The sequence below is a fragment of the Flavobacterium sp. LHD-85 genome (assembly GCF_030929595.1).
Lineage (GTDB): Bacteria > Bacteroidota > Bacteroidia > Flavobacteriales > Flavobacteriaceae > Flavobacterium.
In genome coordinates, this window is sequence record NZ_JAVFVR010000007.1 from 155448 (window position 1) to 178221 (window position 22774).

At 33.5% G+C, this 22774-nt stretch carries 10 protein-coding genes; all 10 read left to right on the forward strand.

Going from position 1 to position 22774, the window contains the following annotated elements; all coding sequences use genetic code 11:
* Position 1: 1 nt before the first annotated feature.
* Positions 2-5155 (forward strand): T9SS type A sorting domain-containing protein, encoded by a 5154-nt coding sequence (locus RB618_RS13655; RefSeq protein WP_308069234.1) that lies wholly within the window; start codon positions 2-4, stop codon positions 5153-5155.
* Between the two features lie 3 nt (positions 5156-5158).
* Positions 5159-9907: a fibronectin type III domain-containing protein gene (locus tag RB618_RS13660; RefSeq protein WP_308069235.1), complete on the forward strand. Its 4749-nt coding sequence runs from the start codon at positions 5159-5161 to the stop codon at positions 9905-9907.
* A complete protein-coding gene (locus RB618_RS13665; RefSeq protein ID WP_308069236.1) occupies positions 9904-10347 on the forward strand; it encodes a hypothetical protein in 444 nt (147 codons plus the stop codon). The genes RB618_RS13660 and RB618_RS13665 overlap by 4 nt, the downstream gene beginning before the upstream one ends.
* A gap of 181 nt (positions 10348-10528) precedes the next feature.
* Positions 10529-11158: a hypothetical protein gene (locus RB618_RS13670; RefSeq protein ID WP_308069237.1), complete on the forward strand. Its 630-nt coding sequence runs from the start codon at positions 10529-10531 to the stop codon at positions 11156-11158.
* A gap of 212 nt (positions 11159-11370) precedes the next feature.
* Entirely contained in the window at positions 11371-11784 is a 414-nt protein-coding gene (locus RB618_RS13675) for an SMI1/KNR4 family protein (protein WP_308069238.1), read from the forward strand.
* 139 nt (positions 11785-11923) lie between these two features.
* Positions 11924-12766, forward strand: a complete 843-nt coding sequence (locus RB618_RS13680) for a hypothetical protein (protein ID WP_308069239.1) — start codon at positions 11924-11926, stop codon at positions 12764-12766.
* Positions 12767-12796: 30 nt separating this feature from the next.
* Positions 12797-14098: an IPT/TIG domain-containing protein gene (locus RB618_RS13685; RefSeq protein ID WP_308069240.1), complete on the forward strand. Its 1302-nt coding sequence runs from the start codon at positions 12797-12799 to the stop codon at positions 14096-14098.
* A gap of 80 nt (positions 14099-14178) precedes the next feature.
* A complete protein-coding gene (locus tag RB618_RS13690) occupies positions 14179-15522 on the forward strand; it encodes a PKD domain-containing protein (RefSeq protein ID WP_308069241.1) in 1344 nt (447 codons plus the stop codon).
* A 7-nt stretch (positions 15523-15529) separates the two neighbouring features.
* A complete protein-coding gene (locus tag RB618_RS13695) occupies positions 15530-17986 on the forward strand; it encodes a hypothetical protein (RefSeq protein WP_308069242.1) in 2457 nt (818 codons plus the stop codon).
* A 73-nt stretch (positions 17987-18059) separates the two neighbouring features.
* Entirely contained in the window at positions 18060-22751 is a 4692-nt protein-coding gene (locus RB618_RS13700; RefSeq protein WP_308069243.1) for a hypothetical protein, read from the forward strand.
* The last annotated feature ends 23 nt before the right edge of the window (positions 22752-22774 follow it).

The following is a 22774-nucleotide window of genomic DNA, read 5'->3' on the forward strand; positions in this document are numbered from 1 at the left end:
TATGAAAAAAATTTACTTATTAGTTGTTTTATTGTTTTCGGGGTTTGGATTTGCACAGGTAAATTTGACTGGGAATGCTACATATGCATTAAAAATTAGTGGTGAGGTAGGTGCAGATGGAAGCTCTTGTGGAAATAATGTTACAAGAGGTTTGCAATGGATCGCTTCAAATGATATAAATAATAACCCCAAAACAATAGTTCAGGGAACTGCTTCATATCCAAACAACGGACACGGATTAACTGCACAGACATTTGATCCTGCAATTGTTTATTTTACAGATACTGATAAAATAAAAGAACTCTTTATTGGAACTACAAAAAGAGATCGAGGAACTACAGGCTGTAAAGATGTGCAATATAGTACTGCTACTATTCCTGTTACCACAGATAACTTTAGCCAAAATTTCGTTTTTTCAGATTTAGCATTGAACCAATCAGGGAATGTTCAAGTAGACGTATATCCTATAATTAATTTAGTTAATCCAAATACCCTGAATAATATTATTGGTACCGAAAGCTCAATTAATGTACCCGCAATTTCGGGCATTAAGAATGAATATTTTAATTGGATGTATCATATTGAGGGAGAGCAAGATCGTATTAGATTTGGTTTTGGATGGCGTATGGTAGACAAGTGGAGAAGTTTACCAGCAGCTTATCAGGGTAGAAATGAATTAAATATACTATGTAAAGACTTTTTACCTTATGAAGCAGTTGGTAAAAAAATATGGTTAAGAGCTAATACGAATGGAAGTACAGTTGAATTACTTTATGTAAAATCTGCGCCACATATTTTGTCAGTAGAACCTATACAAACAAGTTGTTTTGATACCAATGATGGAAAAGTAAAGATAAACTTTAGTAGACCTTTGGATGATGGGGAAATTTTATCGCTTGATTTTGATGGAGTGAATGGAACAGATGTTCCTAACATTACTAAAGATGGAGTTCTTGACGGAAAAAAGTTAGAAGCTGATAATTCCTATACAGTTAAAAATTTAAACAAAGGTTTAACAACTCTTAAATTGCTGGGGTATTTTCAGCAAGGTGCTTTTAAGGCTAATACCTATGTAATGGATCCTCAGCATCAAACGAGTTTCACCATTACTTCTCCAGCACCCGTAGATTTTTCTCTTGACAAGAGAGATATTAATTGTCATGGAGGATCAGATGGTGAAATTTATATAACAGCTACAGGAGGAATTGATAATGGCATTTATCAATATTCAAAAGATGGAGGCGTAACTTGGGTCTCTTTTTTAAATAGTGACAAAACTACGATAAGTAATCTTGGTCTTGGAGAATATTTTATTAAAGTTAGAAAAATAATAGATGTTGATGACGAGATAGGCTGTATAGCAAAAACACCACAGGATAAAGATAAAGTATTATCAAAACTAATTGAGCAGCCCTTAAGCCCTCTTGCTCTTTCAAGTAAAGTACTTCTTAGTGACCCTACTTTTTATAAAGCAGAAGATGGTAAGGTTATAGTTTCAGTAAAAGGTGGTTCTCCTATTGATGGGAATAGCTATTCTTATGAATGGAGAAATGAAAAAAATGAAAAAATTGCTTCCGAAAAATCTGAAGGAGAATTTTTCGATGGAATATTTACAATTACACTTCAAAAAGTTCCTGAGGGAACGTACACATTGACAGTAACTGACAAATTTAATTGTGTATTAACACCAAAACCTGTTGGTATTTTAGACGATCCTGACCCTATTGAAATTAAACTGAAAATTAGACAGAATATTTTTTGTAATTCAGCAAATTTAGGCGAGAAAGGACTTGAGGATGAGACTTTAGCTGCCAATGGAAGTTTAGTAGCTTTAGTTAAAGGAGGAAAAGTATTAGAAGGATCAGCTAATAAAGGCTTACCGTATTATTTTTACTGGAAAAAGCAAGTTTCTAAAGATGTTTGGGAAGATTTAGAAATAAATGATTCAATAGCAGTTGACCTTCCTCAAGGGACTTATTCTGTCAATGTCAAAGATGCTAACGAAATTATGCATGGAACATATACCATAACTGAGCAGACGCCTGTAGATGTTGAGCAGACGCTTATAGAACCAGACGAATTAAAAGTTGAAATTACTTTTGGAGGTGTTTCTTGTTTTGACGGTACAAACGGCTGGGCTAAGGCGAGTATCAAAGATGCAAAATCGACTTATAAGTATACTTGGTACGGACCAGATCATAATGGGGTTTTAGGAGAAGAAATAACGAAATTAAAAGTAGGAACTTATTACGTAAATGTTGTAGATACAAAAAAAGGTTGTTTTGTAAGAGATAGTATTGTCATAAAAGGACCAGATGAAGAAGTAAAAATTAATTACTCAACCATTTCAACTCCTACTTTTTCAGGAGCAAGTAATGGAAAAATTGTAGCTCAGATTACTGGAGGAACAGCATTTGACCCAGCAAAGAATAATGGCAGATTGTATGATTACGAATGGACAAATAAGGCGGGAGATATTCAAAATCCAACTGCCGAAATAGTAAACGGAATTTATACCATTACTTTAGACAATGTGCCAGCAGATATTTATTCTTTAACTATAACAGATAAAAATTTCAATGAAGCTGCGGGACAAGTTGTTAATTGCTCTGTTTTAAAATCTGAAATAAAACTGACAGAACCAGATCCTTTAAAGGTAGTTTTTGAAGTTGTTAAGACTATTTCGTGTAATGCTAAGAATGAATATGGAAATAAGGCAGATGCAAATCCAAATGATGGACAGCGTGACGAATCTCAAGATGGAGTATTGAAAGCACATGTAACAGGAGGAACTCCACTTGAATTACAAACGAATAAGGGACTTCCGTATTTCTTTTATTGGAAAAAACAGGAAGATGGTGGGACATGGAAAGATTTGGAAATACAAAATCCTACAATTTCAAACCTTTCTTATGGAAATTATGCCCTGAATGTCGAAGATAGAAATGGCGTTATTTTAGGCACTTATACAGCAGGAAAATGGGTGGCAAAAGATTCAATTCAGTTTATGGACCAACCTCCAGTTTTATCAGTAAAGATCGATAAAGGAGATGTTTTTTGTAATGGAGGTAATGACGGATGGGCAACTGCAACTGCAGAAGGTGGAAGTGGAGATTACAAGTACGTATGGTCTAATGAAGTTGAATCGGATAAAAATACCATTCTAAAAACGGGGACTTATTGGGTAATCGCAACAGATAAAAAAGGCTGCACAGCTTATGCCGAGGTTTTTATTGATGAACCTAAAAAACCGCTTGCTATAAACTACAAAGAAGTTTTTAATCCGACCTTCTATAAAGCAACAAATGGGAAAATTGTAGTTGAAGTTACAGGTGGAACTATATTTAAAGATAACACCTATTGGTTTGAATGGAAAAATAGTAAAGGAGTAGTGCAAACGGCAACTACAACTAGTTTTGCAAATGATATTTATACTATTTTCTTAGAAGGACTTGGCGAAGAAACGTATACTCTGACCGTTCGTGATGCTAATTACAATCTGGCAACAAATAAAGCAAGCTGTACAGTAGCAAATGTAGTTACAGAATTAGAAGATCCAGATCCGCTTGAGGTTACTTTTGAGGTAATTCGCGGTGTTTCTTGTAACGTAAGTAATGAATTTGGAAATGAAATTGATGCTAATCCGCAAGACAGCCAAAGAGATGAATCTCAAGATGCTATTTTAAAAGCACATGTTACAGGAGGGATTCAGCTTCCAGCAGAAAAAAATAACAGATTGCCATACTTCTACACTTGGAAGAAAAAACAAAAAGACGGTTCATGGACACTTTGGAATAATACAGGTGACACAGCAGAATATCTTTCAGAAGGAACTTATGCGCTAAACATTGAAGACGCCAACGGTATAAAATTAGGAACTTATGTAAATAACGTTTTGGTTAAAGAAATAGATGCTGAAAAGTATATTCCGCAGCCAGATCAATTGAAATTAAGCTTTACCAAGTTTGATGTGGGCTGCACAACCGGTGATGACGGATGGGCAGAAGCGCATGTAACAGGAGGGACTCCACCTTATACCTACGAGTGGACCAATGGAGAAACTACTCCTAAAATAGAAAACATTACAACCAACAATTATTTTGTAATCGTAACCGATGATAATGGATGCGTGGTTCAAGGAAGCATTTTTGTGGGAGATCCTAATGGAATATTAACTACAGAAACAGTAAAAAATCCAACTTGTTTTCAAGGAAATGATGGATCGATAGAGCTTAATGTTACTGGTGGAAACTTGCCTTATTCATATTTATGGAATACAGGCGCAGTTACCAAAGATTTAAATAATCTTACCGCTGGTAACTATGAAGTTACAATTACCTGTCCAGATTGCTGCGTTTACAAAAAGAGATTTGTTTTAAAAGATCCAGAACCTGTTATTGTCAACGTTGGAAAAGATAGAACTTTATGTATTGATCAAAGTTTAGATTTAGATGCTACGATTAAAGATCCTCTTGCAAAATACAACTGGACATCTACCAATGGATTCACTTCAAATGAAGCAAAAATCAATGTGTCAAAAGCGGGAACTTATCATGTAAAAGTGACTACGGCTTTAGGCTGTATTGGCGAAGACGATGTTGTAATTAAAACGAGTCAGATGGCTATCAGCGCAGAATTTTTATTGAGTTCTCAAGCGTATTTAGACGAAGAAGTAATTTTGGTTAATACGAGTAATCCTTTTGGAGAAAGTACAGACTGGGTTGTCCCGAATGGAGTAAAAGTTGTAGAACAAAAGGAAAAATACATCACCTTAAAGTTTGATGCAATTGGCGTTTATTCAATTGGTTTGAAACAGACACAAGGCGAATGTTATGCAGTATATACCAAAAATATTACGGTTGAACAACGTAGCACAATGCCAAGTACCGAAACTGCGTCGCAATTTATTATAGATTTTATTGTAACCCCAAATCCGAGCAATGGTAATTTTAAAGCAATTGTAAATTTAGAAAACATTAGTGGCATAAATTTAAGATTGTTCTCGTCTTCCGGACAAAATACGATGATTCAAAAGCAAGAATCAGGAAAGAAAAAGTACGAAGTAGATTTTAATACTTCATTACAATCTGGAGTATACATAATTGTATTAGAAACGGGACAACAAACATTGGTTAAAAAAATTATCATCAATTAAAAAATGAAGAACCTTTTCCATAACATATATTTCTTTGTTCTATTTCTGTTTTTTAATGCAGTTGGATATGCACAATTATATCCAGTTCAATTAACACCAGTATTCAATAGTCCATATAGTGTCAAAATATCCGATTATGCTACAAGCATGGATACTAAGATGCAATTATTGATTAATCCCACCGATATTTCGATATCGCAGAGAAGAGTACGCTTAAAACTGTACATACAAGGTAACGGATTAAATATTCAAACCTCTGATTATGCTCAGGAACAAAGACCAATATATATTAATGGTGGAGAACTTCAAACGTTAACCAATGTTGATATTGCATCGCTTTTTAGATTAGAAAATCTTCAGGGAATTACTCCGGCGCAATATGCCAATCCTTTGCCGGAGGGAATGTACAATTTCTGTTTTGAGCTATACGATTTTGTAACCAATCAGAAAATATCGCAGAAAAGCTGTGCCAATTTATATCTGATATTAAATGATCCGCCAATATTAAATACGCCTCAGAAAAACGAACAAATCGCGGCAACGGAGTTTCCTAATATTCTTTTTACTTGGACGCCACGCCAGATTAATGCGACAAACGTATCGTATAAATTTGAACTGAAACAGCTTTTGGATCCAACATTAGATCCACAGATTGGGTTTCAAATGTCGCCAACTTTATATGAAGAAACCTTATTTGGTACAGCTCTTTTATATAATTTAAGCATGCCTATTCTTACTCCAGGACTACGCTATGCTTGGAGAGTTAGAGCGATTTCAACAACCGGGCTTTCAGAAAATTCCATTTTTAAAAATGACGGATATAGCGAGATATATTCCTTTAAATACACTGCCTCTTGTGCTGCGCCAACATTTTTGTTAAGCGAAAGCCAAACCTCCAAAAGTGTAAAAATTACTTGGGAAGGAATACCAGAACATACCCGCTATCAAGTACAGTACAAAAAACAAGGTGTTCGTAATGCACAATGGTTCTCTTCAAATAGTTTAAACAAACAAAGTTTAATAACCAATCTAGAGCCAGGAGTTACCTATGAATTTAGAGTTGGATCAAGCTGTGATCCAGCAGAAGATGGGATACAATCGTTTACCTACTCCAATACAAGTACTTTTACTACACCTACGGAAACCAGTGGTGTTCCTGCTTACAATTGCGGTATTGTGCCTCAGATAAATATTCAGAATCAAAAACCGCTTACCAATTTAATTCAGAGCGAAACGTTTAAGGCGGGCGATTTTCCTGTAACTATTTTAGAACTGCAAGGCGAAAACAGTCCGTATTCTGGACGAGGATATATTGTTGTGCCTTATTTGGGAGATACTAAAATTGCAGTTGAGTTTAATAGCATTGTAATCAATACCGATTATCAATTGATAAGTGGTATTGTGGAGACGAGTTATAATCCGGATTGGAAGAATATTACAGATACAGAAGATTTTACTGGTGAAGGAGAGGGAGGACAGATTGAAGAAACTGTTCCGTTTGTAATTAAGGATATTGTAATTAACCCAAATGGTGATATCCTTGTAAATGGTGTAGATGGTGAGCAGGTAACTATTCCAGGAGGAAAAGATACTGTAATTACAGATAGCGGTGTTAAAGATGAAAACGGAAAGGTCATTGTACCTCCAAAAGTTTATAACGTAGATAGTCAAGGAAATGGCAGTAATGAAGGTGTTACAAGTGCTCAAGGAGGAAAACCAACGCCAGAAAATACCGATGGTGTAGATAAAAACGGTCAGGCTACAGCATTTACTGCCAAAGGAGTTAGTATCATTTTTTCAAACAATGAAGACCCAAATAATGGCTCTAAGACTAAATACGCTTTTGACGTAATATCGGAAGGGGCATCTGCAACTTTGAAAAAGTTATACAAACAGGTTGATAACGTTGCCTTGCCATATAAAGCAGTTTTAAACGGTGATTCTGATACAATGTTGGCTACAGTAACTCTTACAGATGCCAAAATAAATCTGGATAGCATTGTTTTTAAAACGCAGAATGGAGCAAAAATTGACTTTAAAAGAAAAGATAAAGTTTTTGTGCTAACTGTAAAAGGAAATCAAAGTTATGCTGAAGAGCAGGTCTTAGCCACAATAAAACAAGGTGATAAATGGAAGGTTATTGGCGCTTTTATGCTGGTGCATATTTCACCAAAAAATGTTAATGTTGCCTTAGTGCCTACTTATGATATTTCAAAAGTTAAAGCTGATGCAATTATCTCAAGTACCCAGTCAATTTATGATAAAGTTGGAGTAAAAATTAATTTTACTAAAGAAAATGTACTAAAAATCGACAGCGTAGTTCCTGATGATGTAGATGAAATCCAAACTGAAAAAAATACACTAACATCAACCTATAGTTCAGAACAGCAAAGGATAAATGCTTTGTATCAAGGTTCAGCTTTTAGTTATGTGTTGTTTGTTACCGATAAAGCTTCAAGCAAAAAGCAGCAGGGGTATATGCGTTTGAATGGACAGTTTGGTTATGTGTTTAATTCAGCTGACGATAAAACACCTGCTCACGAGCTAGGCCACGGAATCTTTAGATTGGAACATCCTTTTGAAACTTATAAAACCTCAGAATCAGGTACTGATTTATTGATGGATTATGGATCAGGAACTGTTTTAAACCATCTGGATTGGAAACAGATTAATGATCCTGCCCTTAAATTGTATGCGTTTCAGAGTCAGAGTAGTGGGGAGTTTGCAAATTATGTGATAACCCCAGATTATCGAATTGTTAGTTTACCAACACCAAATAGTTTGATTTATGAGGCATGTAATTTTGATAGCAATAAAAAAGGACTATTGTATGGATTCAGTGAAAAAGGAATAGTCTATTGCTGGAAGGAAAATTACTATTATGAAAAAGATGGTAAGGCTAGATATTCTGGTACTTTGAAATATATCGAAAATATTGGAAAAGAGGATAAAGTGACTTTGTTTTTTGATATCGAACGTCCATGCCCATCAAAAGAGTTACATGTAACTTACGGAGAAATTAAAGACAAATTAAATACCGAAAAATTAAACAAATTTATTGATGATAATATTAGTAGAGCTTTGGATGTTCCATGTAATGCTAATACTGAAGGAGATGATATTAAAGGATTGATTGCCAACATCAAGATTTGTAGCGGTTCTTTATCAAGTATAAATTTTTCAGATGAAAATGCTAAAAAATATTTATCAGCGGATAATAGATTTGATTTGTTGAAATGTGTTTTGCATGGACCTGTTACAAATAATGAAGAAAATTTAATTATTAGAGTTTTGCAAACTGCTCCAGCAGAACAATCTAAAAGTTTGCTTAATCTTTTTGCTAAAGATCAAACTGGTATTTTAAAAAATATCCAAAATGGATTTCAATTAGGTAATTATAGAGAAATATATAGATTACTAACAAAAATTTATTACGAGGGTTCAGATCCGTTAGTTGTTAAAAATGAGATTGAGGAAATCAAAAAATTATATGATAATAAAAGTAAAAATGGAACAGTAAAAATTTCTTATTCCGATTTACCTCTAATAAAATCCGTTGTTTGGTTAAATAAGGGCTTTCTGGAACGACTTGTAGAATTTGATTTAAATAGTATTCATTTTTTAAATGATGAAGCAATATTTAATGATAAAGGAGAAGTAAGTTTTGAAACGGAATGGTCAAATTTACTTTTGAGTTCGGGGAATGCAAAATATACTAATATAAAACCGTTTAGTATTCTAAGCTTTAAATTGGTAAGTGATGAACCTAATTTGTCTGCAAAAAAAGGAGACATTCTATATGCACCAGCTTTTATGGTGCCCTTTTTGGTTAACGAAAAATTTAATAAAGAAGCGGCAGATGCAGTAAATGTTGCTGTAATTATTGGGACTGCTGGATCTGGTACACTAGTTGCAGGAGGTGCTACATCCGCTTGGGCAACATTTGACATTGCATTCTCAGCAACAGCCCTTACAGTTGATAGTTATCGATCACAAATAGAGGCAACAGAGTATGGAAAAACTTTTTTAAATGGCTGGGAAGTTTTCAATAAAGCTTTTATTGGGTATATGGCTTTAAAATTATCTTTTGCCACATTTAAATTTTCAATTAATACATTTAAAAATTCATGGCGTACATATAAAACCTCTGATGGTTTTGTTAATTTTAAATCTTTGAATCCATCTGCTGCAGGTCGTTTTGAAAATGAAATGGAAACCTTACTTAAGGAAGCGGAGAAGGCAGAAAAAGCAGAAGTTATTAGTAAAGCAGATGAAGTCGGGGAAGTTGCTGCCACGACTGAAAGTAAGTTGTGGACAGAGATTGATGAATTTGATGGGATTTTTAATGATAGAGAGGCGACATATTATGATGTTAGGGTAACATATCAAATTTATCGTGAAAGAGCCGGAGTCGCTATGTTAGATAAATCGTCTGTATTAGAATTCCATTTGAATATTCCTGAAATATTACAAAAACAAGGTATTGGAACAGAAATATTTAAAAGAGCAATTTCTGATTATTATCCACTAAAAGTTAAAGGATGGTGGAAGAAATTAGATATTTATTCAAAAGGAGAATCCGTTAATCTTACTGTATTTAGAGAAAAAATTGCAGCTGGAAAAACTCCTGCTGAAGCAGCGTTTGAAACACCAACAGGAAAAATATTGAAAGCAAATGGTTTTGATGGTGTTCCTGAGATATTCAAAAATGAGGCAGATGAGGTAATTATTTATTTTAACAGATCTGAATGAGAAAAGTTTATATTTTATCGGAGAGAAATAAAATTATTGAAATAGCGAAAGTTAATTCGGATAGATTTACTCTTTTAATCGAATTAATTCACTTAGATGTAAGTGATATTAATAACAATCAATTTTTTAATATAGAGTTTAATTTAAAAGATATTAAGAAAAGAATTATCGAATTATTAGATGAAAGATCAAACTTACCGTTAGATATCCCAAATTACATTGGAAGATTTAGCGAAGAAGAGATTTTTATCAATTTTGATTTTGAAGAAAGTTCATATAAGTTATGTACTACAGGTTTTGACAATAAAATTATATTTCTCTTGAACATATATATGTTTATGCGAGAAAATAATTTAATTGATAAAATGAAATGTAAGTTGTTGATAGTGAATAATACGAAGGAATTTAGAGATTGGCTTGATGAAAATCCCCTGTCTTAAAGAGAGTATCTTGCTCATAAGTACAAAGTGATATATGCAGATTGTATACGTTCATTGAAATAAAATAGCTACAGTTTTGTAAGAGATTGGAAAAGAGTACGAAGTCGGGAGACTTCTCATAGCGGGGTAATGGATTTGTAGTAGGTGCTAATCCAAGTTCATTATAATAAATAAGAAAAAAATGTTTGAAGTAAAGTATAAATTTGAGTTTTTCTGTTTTCCGATATGGATTAAGGAAACTAATAACGATCCAATATTTAGGAACATTTCTACGGATGATTTACCTATAAATATTGATTTAAAAGAACAAATTAAGAATTTGGATTCAATTTATCAATCTACATATAATGATGAATATCCTCCAGAACCGCTTAAAATGTCTTTAGAAGATGAAAATAATTTTTGCAACGAAGTAATTAGTTCAGCTTTAAAATTAAAAGAATCTTTACCTTATAATTATCAATTATTATTTGACATTTCTTATTGGCAAAATAGGGTAAATGAGAATATTGAAAAGGTAGACATAAAAGGTATTGAAAGTAATGAAAATATTATTTTGTCTAAGGATATTAAAATAAAATATGAAATCATTTCTCGTGGAGAAATGATTGTAACTTATAACAACAAATCAGTTCGAGTTACGGGAGAGCTTATTTTTGACCCACCAACATTTTGTGCTGATATAATTGCTTTGAAGGCATGGGAGACGCCAAATTATCAGGAAATAACAGAAGAAGAGAAAGATTTTATAATTAATTATATTACAGACAATAGTATCAGCGAAATAAAGACAAAAATAATTTTTGATTAGGAAGTGGTATGTTTTTTTAGAATTAATACATTTTAATTATTCTCCTGTTAGCTTGAGCATACTGTTATTAGACGCAAAGTGATAATTAAAATGTAAAAAAGTTCATTGGAATAGAATAAATACAGTTTTGTAAGAGATTGGAAAAAAAAATATAAAGTCGGGAGATTTCGTATAACAGGAAATTGTTCAAATATCAAATAGGAGATTTTACTATGAGTTTTGAAAAAGAATTAGATTTTCTAAAGAAAAATGAAAATCAATATAAATTAGTTAATAATAAGATTAAAAGGACTGTTTTTGAAATTAATAGTTTAAAGGAAAATTATCCAAAGTTGCCTGAGGATTTTTTTGATTATTTATTAGAAGTTGGTGCTAGTAATCTAATGGAATCCCAGTTAAAAGTAATGGATGACTTATTTGATTTTAACGATTTAGGATTAGAAGACATTTATGATTTACCAGATAATATTAAGCTGTTTGGAGATAATTATTCAGGCGATTTTGCAGGATTTGATATATTAAGTGATAAAGATGAAGTTATTGAATTTTGGCATGATTCAAACGAGCTTTATTATACTGGAAAAACATTTAGAGAATATATCAGAGAGAAAATGCTGATGAAATAGATTAATGATAATAAAAGGCAAATTATATTCAGTATTGAATAATGCTTAAAGATAAAAATAGTATAGATAATACACGATGAATTATCCTTGCTAGGAAGCGAAAAACATTTAAAAAAAAACAAAAACTAAAAATTTACACATGAAAAAAAATCTTTTAACCCTATTAGTAATATTAATTGGAACATGCAGTTTTGCACAAAAATTAAAAATTGATAAAGGAGAATTAAAACTAGACGAAAAAACGATAGGTTTTGTAGAGGGAAAAAAACCGCTTTTTACCATTTTTAGCTTAGATAAAAATTATTCAATTACAGCCGAACTAAAGAAAGCACCAAACGAAGAGTCTTTGGTATTGCCATGGATTGAACTTAAAGATCTAGCGACAGGAAAAACTAACGAATTAGAATTTAAAAACAAAAGCAGAAAATTCAGTGCTTTCAATTATGATCGTAGTATTATCTATGAATTATTAGACAGAGGTATGGTAGGCACAGAAGGTTTAAATAAAGAAGCAATTGAAAGTTTTATCAACGGAGAATCAGCAGGTATAGCCGCGAAGCGTTTGGGAGTTCAAGGTGAAGTGGATAATGCTAATAAAATTGCAGATACGTACCAATTAGCAATTGACGATTCAGGGACTATTTATAGCATCAAAGCACAAAATCAAAATACAGATGACAAAAGAATTGGGTATGTAAAAATGACTTCGCCTTCTTCAAATGGAGATTTAAAGTATGAAGTTACCGACCTTAATAATAATTTAATAGGAACATGGTTTGCCAGAGGAGGAATGTTTTCAGGGTATGATAAACTTCTGAACGAACAGGTAATCACTTTTGACAAAAAAGTATTGAAAGCAAATTTTGATAATAGTGGAAACCCTATGGGTTATAAAATGAGTAAAGATGTTACAGCGATGAATATTGTTAGGGTATTAGTTGGAAATGGCTATACTTTAGGAACTCAGTCTAATGGAAAATAAAATTAAGAATTAATATATAAAATGGTAAAAATGAAGAAAAGAGTTTTATTAGTAGCGATGCTCCAGCTTTTTATGGTGTTGGGTGGTTGTAGTTCAGATTCTGGAGATGAGGCAACACCAGAACCGCCAGTTGTGGTGGTAAAAACACCAAAAATGATTTCGTATTCTAAAAACTCTGGTGAAGTTGGTGAAACAATTACAATCAATGGAGAAAATTTTCCGGATAAAGTTAGCGAGATCAAAATAACTTTTGATGGGGTTTCAGCAACAATTGTTTCATCAACAGCTACTGAAATTAAATTTGTTTTGCCACAAACCGAAAAAATATTACCAAAAATTATTTTAACAATTCAAGATAAAGAGGTTTATAATGGGATTACAAATGGTTATGGTGCAAGTATTGCTATTTTACCAGCTCGTTCGCTGACAAATTGGGTAACGCAGGAAAATACATTAAAAGAGGATGGAGGAATACCACGCATTCTGGTTGTTAACGATAAAGTAATTTATTTGAATTCTGATAGAACTGGGGCTCGTGTTTATAGAACATTAGATGGTGGAGTTACCTGGAATCAATGGGCAGTTAATGGTTTTGGTGCGGGATTCTATGCAACTAAAAATGATGAAGGATGGTCGCACACAGGTTTTGGAATTTCAAAAATTGCAAAAGGAGGCTATTTAGGAATTGACACCTTTGGAAATTTTGGTGGAGCAAAGGATATTCAGACTCCGTACTGTTTATATGTTGATGATAGTATGACAAAGGGAACAATGGTTACTCAATTTGGAGATGTATATGTAACCTCTAATGGAGTAGACTTTACAAAAGCTTATGATGCACATTTAGATGAACAAGGCTATGACCGTGGATCTGCTAATAAATCTATCGAAATTGATAATGATCATATTTGGATAGGTGGACAAAAAACAGTAGCAACAATAAAATATCCGTATGTTTTGTTTAAAAATAATGAAACGGACGGTTGGAAAGAACACTACTTACAAAACGAACCAAATTCTTCAGCTGTAGAAATAGCTTTTGCAGATAAGGCAAATGGTTTTGTTTTAATTAGTAATGCAGCAATCTATAAAACCATAAACGGTGGCGATACTTGGGAAAAAATTTACAGTGGAGAGAAATTTACAAAATTCACGTTTAAAGATGCCAATACTGGTTGGGCTGTTTTAGAAAACAAGATTTATAAAACAGTAGATGGGGCTAAAACATGGACTCTCGATTACACACACAATCAATCGATAAAAACAATTGTTTTTAAAGACAATGTTGTTTGGGCTATCTCTACAGATAAAATCATCAAGCGTTACTTATAATTTTTTAACTGACAGAAATTCAAAATATACAATAAAAACACTGCAGTCTTTAATAACTGCAGTGTTTTAAAATGCCCTGAATGAAAAAAACTTTACTCTTATTCTTACTTATTGTTGTTACTTCTTGTTATCAGGAAACTGCTATAGCCATAGAAGGTGATTTTACGACTTCATATGTTGATCAGGATGAATCAATACCCGTTATTATTAAAATTGATAATAAAATAACGGGTGCAGATACGTATGAATGGACATTTGAGGGAGGAAATCCTTCTGTTTCTAATTCTAAAAATCCTGGCGAGATTTTATACAGTAAGCAGGGAAGTTATACCATTAAGCTAACAGCAAAAAATGTAGATGGCGAGAGTAGAGAATTTACACAAACTGTAGTAATTAAAGACGGAATTAATATTGAGTTTGAACATGAAATCATAAAGAGCAATTATTCTCCTGTTGAGGTAATTTTAAAGAATAATACCGTTGGAGAAGGACTGACTTTTAAATGGGAATTTCAGGACGGCGCACCAGCTTCTTTTACAGGAAAAACTCCGCCCAATGTTGTATTTACGACTCCAGGCGAACATACTATAACTTTGACAGTTTCAAATGGTTTTGAATCTGATAAACAGACTAGAACCATTACGGTTGCACCATATTTGGTCAGTTTGTTTACCTATGAGCCAAAGTTTGAAGACGACGATTACGAAGCTTCTGTAACTATTAATTTTACTAATAAATCTATTAGCGCGACAAGTTATAAATGGAGTTTTGAAGGCGGAAATCCAGCCATTTCTACAGAAGAAAATCCAACAGTTGTTTTTACTAACGCGGGCACTCATGAAGTTACCTTGGAAGCTATTAATGACAAAACAAGCCAGATTTTTAAGTCGACAATCACAGTTCTGCCAGATACAAATTTGAGAACATTTACTAATATTAAATTAGGGATCAACTCAGCACACAATGGCAATAATATTGGAGCCATGTTCTCGACAACTACGCGTGAAGTTTACAAAGCAAACGAAATTAACGACCAGAACAGCAGTTTAATAGATATTGTATTTCAAGGGCTAAACAGCAATTTTACCTATAACAGATTTATTTCTCCAGATCAAGCAAACAATTATGGATTTTTGGCATTAAAGAATGCACAAAGCACCATTTTTGTAAACTCTCAAAATTTATGCAATTGTGGTTTGAATTTTACAGAAGCTCAGTTTGATGCGATGATAAATGACACACCAATAAAATCGCTAAATATAAATTATACCGCAGGAGGTGCACAAGAGTTTGGTTTTACCTACCCGAGAATCATTTTGTTTAAAACACAAGACGGTAGAAAAGGGGCCATTAAAATTAAAGAAATGGTAAAGAACGGAACAAGCTCTTATATTTTATGCGATATCAAAGTTCAAAAACAATAACCACTAAATGAAGATAAAAAAGAATAAAATCTTGTTTTGGTTATGTATTGTTTTTGCCTGCTGTTTTTGCAGGAAAGGATATGCACAAGATGTAGATTTAGAGAATTTTTATAAGCCAAACTTTAAAGTAACCGGTAACATTAATGCCAATATGATGTACTACACTTCAGATATGCAAAACTCACGTGAGCCTTTTACGTATCTGTTTTCGGGTAGTTTAAATATTAGCGCTTTTAATTTTAGTGTTCCGTTATTTTATAGTTTCACCAATCAAGGAAATAATTTAGGCTACACCGCGCCATTTGATTTTAATAGATTAAGCATTATGCCCAAGTATAAATGGGTAAAAGCTTATATAGGAAATGTAAATATGACATTCTCACCGTATACATTAAGCGGTTATCCTTTTAAAGGAGTCGGATTGGAACTTACTCCTCAAGGTCCGTTTAAAATTGCCTTAATGGGAGGACAGCTGCTAAAAGCTGTTTCTGAAGAAAATGCTATGGGAGGAGTTCCTGTATATCAGCGTTTTGGTTATGGAGCTAAAGTAGGTTTCGAGAAAGCGCAATATAAATTGGGCTGGATTGGTTTTTATGCCAAAGACGATGCGAACTCACTAAACATGGTAAATGACAATGGAGTTACACCAAAAGAAAACTTTGTAAACAGTTTGATTTTTAGCACTTCTTTAGTCAAAAACTTGAATCTTAATGTGGAGTATGCTTTGTCTGTGCTAACAGATGATACAAGAAGTGAAAGAATTTCTGGTGGAGGTTTTAGAGATAAAATATTCTCTAGTAAAGAAAGCACAAGTTATATGAATGCCTTGAATGTTAATTTTGATTATAATATTCAAAAAAGTACTGTCGGGTTAACATATGAGCGCATAGATCCAAATTATAATACTCTTGGAGCATTGTATTTTAATAATGACTTAGAAAATATTGCATTGCGTTTTGCGAGGCCTTTTTATCAAGATAAAATTACGGTTTCAACTAGTTTAGGATTTCAAAAAGATGATTTGGATAAAGTAAAAAAGCAAGATACAAAACGTGTGGTTGGTTCGATTAACATGAATTATAGAGTAACTGATCAACTGAATATTACCGGTAGTTATTCTAATTTTTCAACCTACACAAACAAAAAATTAGATCAGTTTGAGCTTATAAACAATCCAAATGTCGTGCAGGCAGATACGTTAGATTACAGGCAATTATCTCAAAATGCCAATGTAAATATGTCCTATGCTTTTGGAAAAAAGAGAAACCAAAACTTAAATTTCAATTACAGCATTGCAGGTCAGGCCAATGAGCAAGGCGGGATAATACGCAAAGGACAGGCAAGCACAGTTCAGAATTATAACTTAGCGCATACAGTTAGTTTTCTGGCCACAAAAGTTGCTTTAAACAGTTCGCTTAATTATACCAAAAATGAAGTGAGCCGAAACAACAATTCTGCTATGGGAGCTTCGGTTGGAGCATCTAAGAAATTGTTTAAAGACAAACTGAATACTAATCTTGGTGTCTTATACAATAATTCGCAAGGAAATATGAATTCAAGTTCTGTTTTTGGAGTTAAGTTCAATAATAGTTATGTAATGTTAGAAAGACATAATTTCAGTTTGAATATTATTTCAATGTTTAGAAGCAGTACAAACACTCAGAAGTTTAACGATTTAACAGCAACCCTAAATTACTCTTGTTCGCTTGACAAGATTAAATTGCCGGCTAAAAAAGAGCCTAAAAAAGAAAAAGAAGAGGTCCTAAATCCTATTCTAAAAATAAATCATAAGGACAAGACTTACGAAGGAACAAGGGACGAAATTATAAAACAGCTTCAAGATATGCAGCTGGCACTTCGCCCAATGCCTACTGAAGATGTTGATGAGCTTCAGCATTTGCTGACACTTACAACTTTGACTCCTGATGACGATAGCTTCAAAGAAAAAGCTTTAACCTATCTTAAAGCGTATGATGCCAATAATGATATTTTAAATAAATACGACAATTATATTCTTGAGACAACCAAAAGTTTAAAAGAAGAAATGATCCGAAAAGATGAAGGATATGAGAATGATTATGTTATGGCTCTAGGAAGAGTAAATAAACATAAAATGCACGGCGTAAGTGAGAAAGATGCAACAGATAAGGTGAGTTACAATTCTTATCTAAAACTAGTAGAGCGAAAAAACAAAAAATTACAGCCTTTATTAGTGCATCGATGGATGTATAATGAGATTGCAGTTCTTTCAGATACACCTGTTGATCAGATTTCTAAAAATGAAAATCTTTCTGTTTTTAATAAAGAAGAACTAGGGCATTTCTTCAAGATGATGAAAGAGAAAAAGACAGAAAAAGAAGTTATTGAAGAATTGAAAATAAAATTAATTCCATTCTATCATGACTTAGCACTTAAAAATGTAAAAGATGATGAGGTTGATTTTAAGTTTTTAAAGAATAATTAAGAGTCAAAAAAGCGAATAAAATATAAAAGAAGTTAGTATGCTTTATTTTTCAAAAAAACAGAATGATTTGCTTATGAAAAAGAATTACAAATTACATTTTGCAGCCTTACTGATCATGCTTTCGGTTGTTTTTTCTTATGGGCAGGATATTGCACCTCCCAAAGAACTAAGCGCCGCTTCGAGTTCAATCCAAAAAATTGAAGCCTCTGAACGTTGGGTAGATAAATTCTCGAATGAGGATTTGGTCGAATTGCCAATCGGAATTCGTAAAACAGTAAGTAATGTGCAATATTCTATCGGAATAACAAAAGCCACTTTTACGCCTGAGTATACTACTTTGACTGTTTTTTGTAGAGTAGATATTCCGCAAAAAGATAAGAATGGACAGCCGATGCAATTGTTTTTTGGTGCCAATAATGTAAAATTATCGCATCAAGGAGGTATTATAGGAGAAGCTAAGTTAGTGTTATTAGGCAATGTTGATATTCCTTTTAGCGAAAATAAATGGCAGGTATCGCTATATGGCGGTTTTGATATGGCAACCGGAAATGTCAATGATGATTTGACTTATGTAACAATTGACTGTGATGGTTTTAAAGAAATGAAAATTTCGGGAGCTGTAGAATTTTCAAGAGACTTGATATTGCCAATTGACCCAATAAGCAAAACTGTCGACGAGAAAAAAACAACAGTTCCAAAAACGTATTACAACGGTAAAACAGCTCAGATTCCTAATAGAGTTAGAGGTGAGTTTAACTTCATGGCAAGCAGTTGGAATGATATTCTGGTCAATGTAAGCATCCAGCCTTTTGTTTTGAAAGACAAACGTAACGGAAAAGATTTTGAAGGGAATTTTCAGTTTTTAGTTAGTAATGCGGTTTTAGATTTAAGTGATTTAAGAAATAATCCTACCGTAGTTTTTCCAGAATATTATTCAAAAAACGCACTTTTAGTGCCCAGTGCGGAAGCATGGAAAGGTGTATTTATACAGACATTTGATGTAGGTCTTCCAAAAGAATTTCAAACTACCGATACCGCTTCAAAGAAAGAAAGAATTCATGTAGGCGCCCAAAATCTTATTATCGATAAATATGGAGTTTCAGGAACTTTCTATGCAGATAATGTTTTCCCTCTGGATAGAGGTATCACGAGTCAAGAAAAATCTTGGGCTTATTCTTTAGATCACATAGATGTAACCATTGCAGCGAACACTTTTGTAAAAGCAAATTTGAGCGGTCAGATTCTTTTGCCAATTAGTAAAGTTGTACAAGAGAAGAAAGAAAAAGCAGCAGCCACAACACCAGCAACCACAACACCAACTACTGGAGCACCAGCTACAGCAGAAACACCTGCAAAAGCTCCACAAACCAATAGAGCAGGATTGGCTTATACTGGTTTTATTTCCATGCAGGAACAGCAGTTGGTTGTAGTTACAAAAGACTCAATTGCTTTTGATATCTGGAAAGCAAGAGCATTACTGTTGCCAAATAGTTCTATTGAATTAAAATTAGTAAATGGAAAATTTTTACCTAAAGCAAATTTAAACGGATCAGTTTCTTTTGGAACCAATAAAGAAGCCACAGATGACAGCAATGTAGAAGGAAAAAAGACAGTTGATTTTAAAGGAATTTCTTTTGAAAACTTACAATTGCAGACAGTTTCACCTATTATTTCTGTTCGAAATATGGGGTATAAAGGCATGGTTACCTTTGGTAATTTTCCTGTTTCGATTGGTAATATAAATGTAGCCATTAATGGAGATGATTCGAGGATCGATTTTGATCTGGGAATTAATTTGATGGATGAAACTAGCGGAGCTGGTGCTACAGCGCGAATAGGCATCTTAGGAAAAATGTATGATGATGGCTATAGGCAGCGAAGCAGATATAACGGGCTAGATGTTTCGGCGATTAGTATAGAATGTAAGTTTAGCGGACTCTACATTAAAGGAAGTCTTATCCTGATGGAAAAAGATCCTGTATATGGAAACGGATTCAATGCAGATCTGGAGGTTGATGTTGCAGAAGTAGTGAATGTAAAAGCAAAAGCTATTTTCGGGCGCACTAGTTTTAGATATTGGTATTTTGATGCATCGGTAAAAATTCATACTACCCCTTCGCCATTTATGATCAATGGTTTTGCCGGCGGTGCTTATTATAAAATGCGTCGAAATGAAGATATAGCCGTTAGCGAATTTTCTCCTTCAGGTCTAAGTTATCGACCAGATGAAAAAATAAATTTGGGTGTTAAAGCCTTAATTTACTTTTTTGTCGGATCGGAGAAAGTTTGTAATGGTGAAGCAGGATTTGAAATAGCTTTTAATTCAAAAGGTGGAGTAAACCGATTAGCGATTTTCGGCAAAGCAAAAGTAATGGCTGAAATTGAAGGATTGGGAGATATGGTTTCTTTAGTACAAAAAGTAAAATCAAATTTAACGGCAAAGAAAAGCCTATTGAACATGAGTACAGGTGAACTGATAGGGTCTTTTGTAAGTAACTTTCTCCCGAAAGCAAAAGAAGCTATACCAGAACCTTTAACAGATGCAGTAGGAATAAAAATGGCATCTGCTATCGAATTTGATTTTCAGAATAAATCGATGCATGGTACAATGGATGTATATATCAATACGCCAGGTAATTTTCTTTCTGGAATCGGAGAAGGAGGAAGAGCAGGTTGGGGAGTTTTCCATAAAGATCCACAAGATTGGTACATGTACATGGGAACGCCAGATGACAGATGTGGGGTAAAAATTGGTGTAGCTGGAATGTTCTTAAAAACCACCAGTTATTTTATGGCAGGAACAAAACTTCCGGGAAGTCCACCGCCACCGCCACAGGTTGCTAGTATTTTAGGTGTCGATTATAAAGAACTTGATTACATGCGTGACGAGAATGCACTGGCAAATGGAGGCGGTTTAGCCTTTGGAACAAGTTTAGATTTTGATACAGGAGATTTAAGTTTCTTACTTTTTTATGCCCGTTTTCAGGCAGGAATGGGATTCGATATTATGCTTAAAGATTATCAAGAAGCAAGATGTTCAAACACTGGAAAGACCGTAGGAATAAATGGCTGGTATGCCAACGGACAATCTTATGCTTATTTGCAGGGAGAACTAGGAATAAGAGTTAAATTATCATTCTTAAAATTAAAAGTTCCAATTATTTCAGGAGGAGCTGCCGTTTTATTGCAGGCAAAATTACCAAACCCAGTTTGGATGCGAGGATATATGGCAGGAAATATGAATATATTGGGAGGATTGATAAAAGGAAAATTCCGCTTTAAATTTGAAATTGGAGAAGAATGCCAATTTGAAAACGGATTGCCTCTAGGAGGCATCAAACTGATAACAGATGTAACTCCAAAACAAAGCTCAACAGATGTAGATGTTTTTGCGATACCGCAAGCGGCATTTTCTATGAAAGTGAATGAAGCTTTTGTTATTCCTGAAGATGCTGGAGATGTTACTTACAAAGTAATTTTAGAAAAATTTAAAGTGTTTGATGGAACAAAAGAAATTCCTGGTACTTTTGAATGGAGTACAATGAAAGACCGAGTTAATTTTGTTTCAAGTGATATTCTTCCTCCGCATAAAGAATTAAAAGTTCAAGTTGAGGTTAGTTTCCAGAAAATGGTAAACGGTTCTTTCCAGCCTATAAAAGTAGACGGAAAAGTGGCTACAGAATTTGAAGAAAGGATATTTACAACTGGAGGGGCTCCAAACCATATCCCACTTACCAATATCAAATATTCATATCCAATTGTAGATCAGAAATATTTCCTTGAAGAAGAATACCCAAAAGGATATATTCAGCTTAAACGAGGCCAGGATTATTTGTTTGAAGACTCAAATTGGGAGACTAGTATTAAGGTAGATCAAGATGGAACTTCAAATTCAAAACCTGTAGCGTTTAATTATGAGACAAGTTCAAACGAAGTGTATTATAATTTGCCGAATATAGATCAAGAAAAGAAATACAATTTTTCTATCGTAAGTAATTTGAAGCAGAATTCATCTAACAGAGGAACGACGGCTGAAAAAAGCAATACAATAAGTGATGACGGCAACGATATACAAATAAGGGAAAATCAAGCCGATGCCTTGTCTAAAGCCGAAGGAAGCATTGACCGTTTGACCTATTCATTCAACACTAGTAAGTACAAGACTTTTGCGTCTAAGATGAACGCAATCAATACTCAAAGCTACAATTTTGGAGTATTATATTCAGATGTGATTTATTTGACTAATACCATTTCAAGTCAGGAAGCTTTTGATATAGTTGAACTTAGTGGAGTAACCTATAGTGACAATAAGCCTGTAGTAACAGCTGAATCTAAATTAAACGATCAATATTACGCAACAGATATTTATCCTTATTTGTACAAAGATTATCCTTTAAATGGAACTTTTTATATTAAGAATAGAGATACTAGTGAGTTAGGGGTTGTTCCTGCCAAAGCAATAACGCTTGATGCTTATTACATGACTAGTATTGAAAATGACGTTAATCATTCATGGACAAAAGGTAATTTTCCATTCAAGTACAATATGCCATTGCTTTACAAGGAGGATTGGGTTGACTTAAACAATCAAATTGTTAACTCGTATGTTAATGGCGATACAAGTCTTGCCCAACGTTTTAAGCAGAATATTTTCCAGTTTATGCGATATGGAAATTACGAAATCGTAATGAAATACAATTTGCCAGGAAACAAGCAAGCAAATGAATTTACTTATAAGTTTAGAAACAACAATAACTTTAGATAATTTCTAGAAAGAACTGATAGATA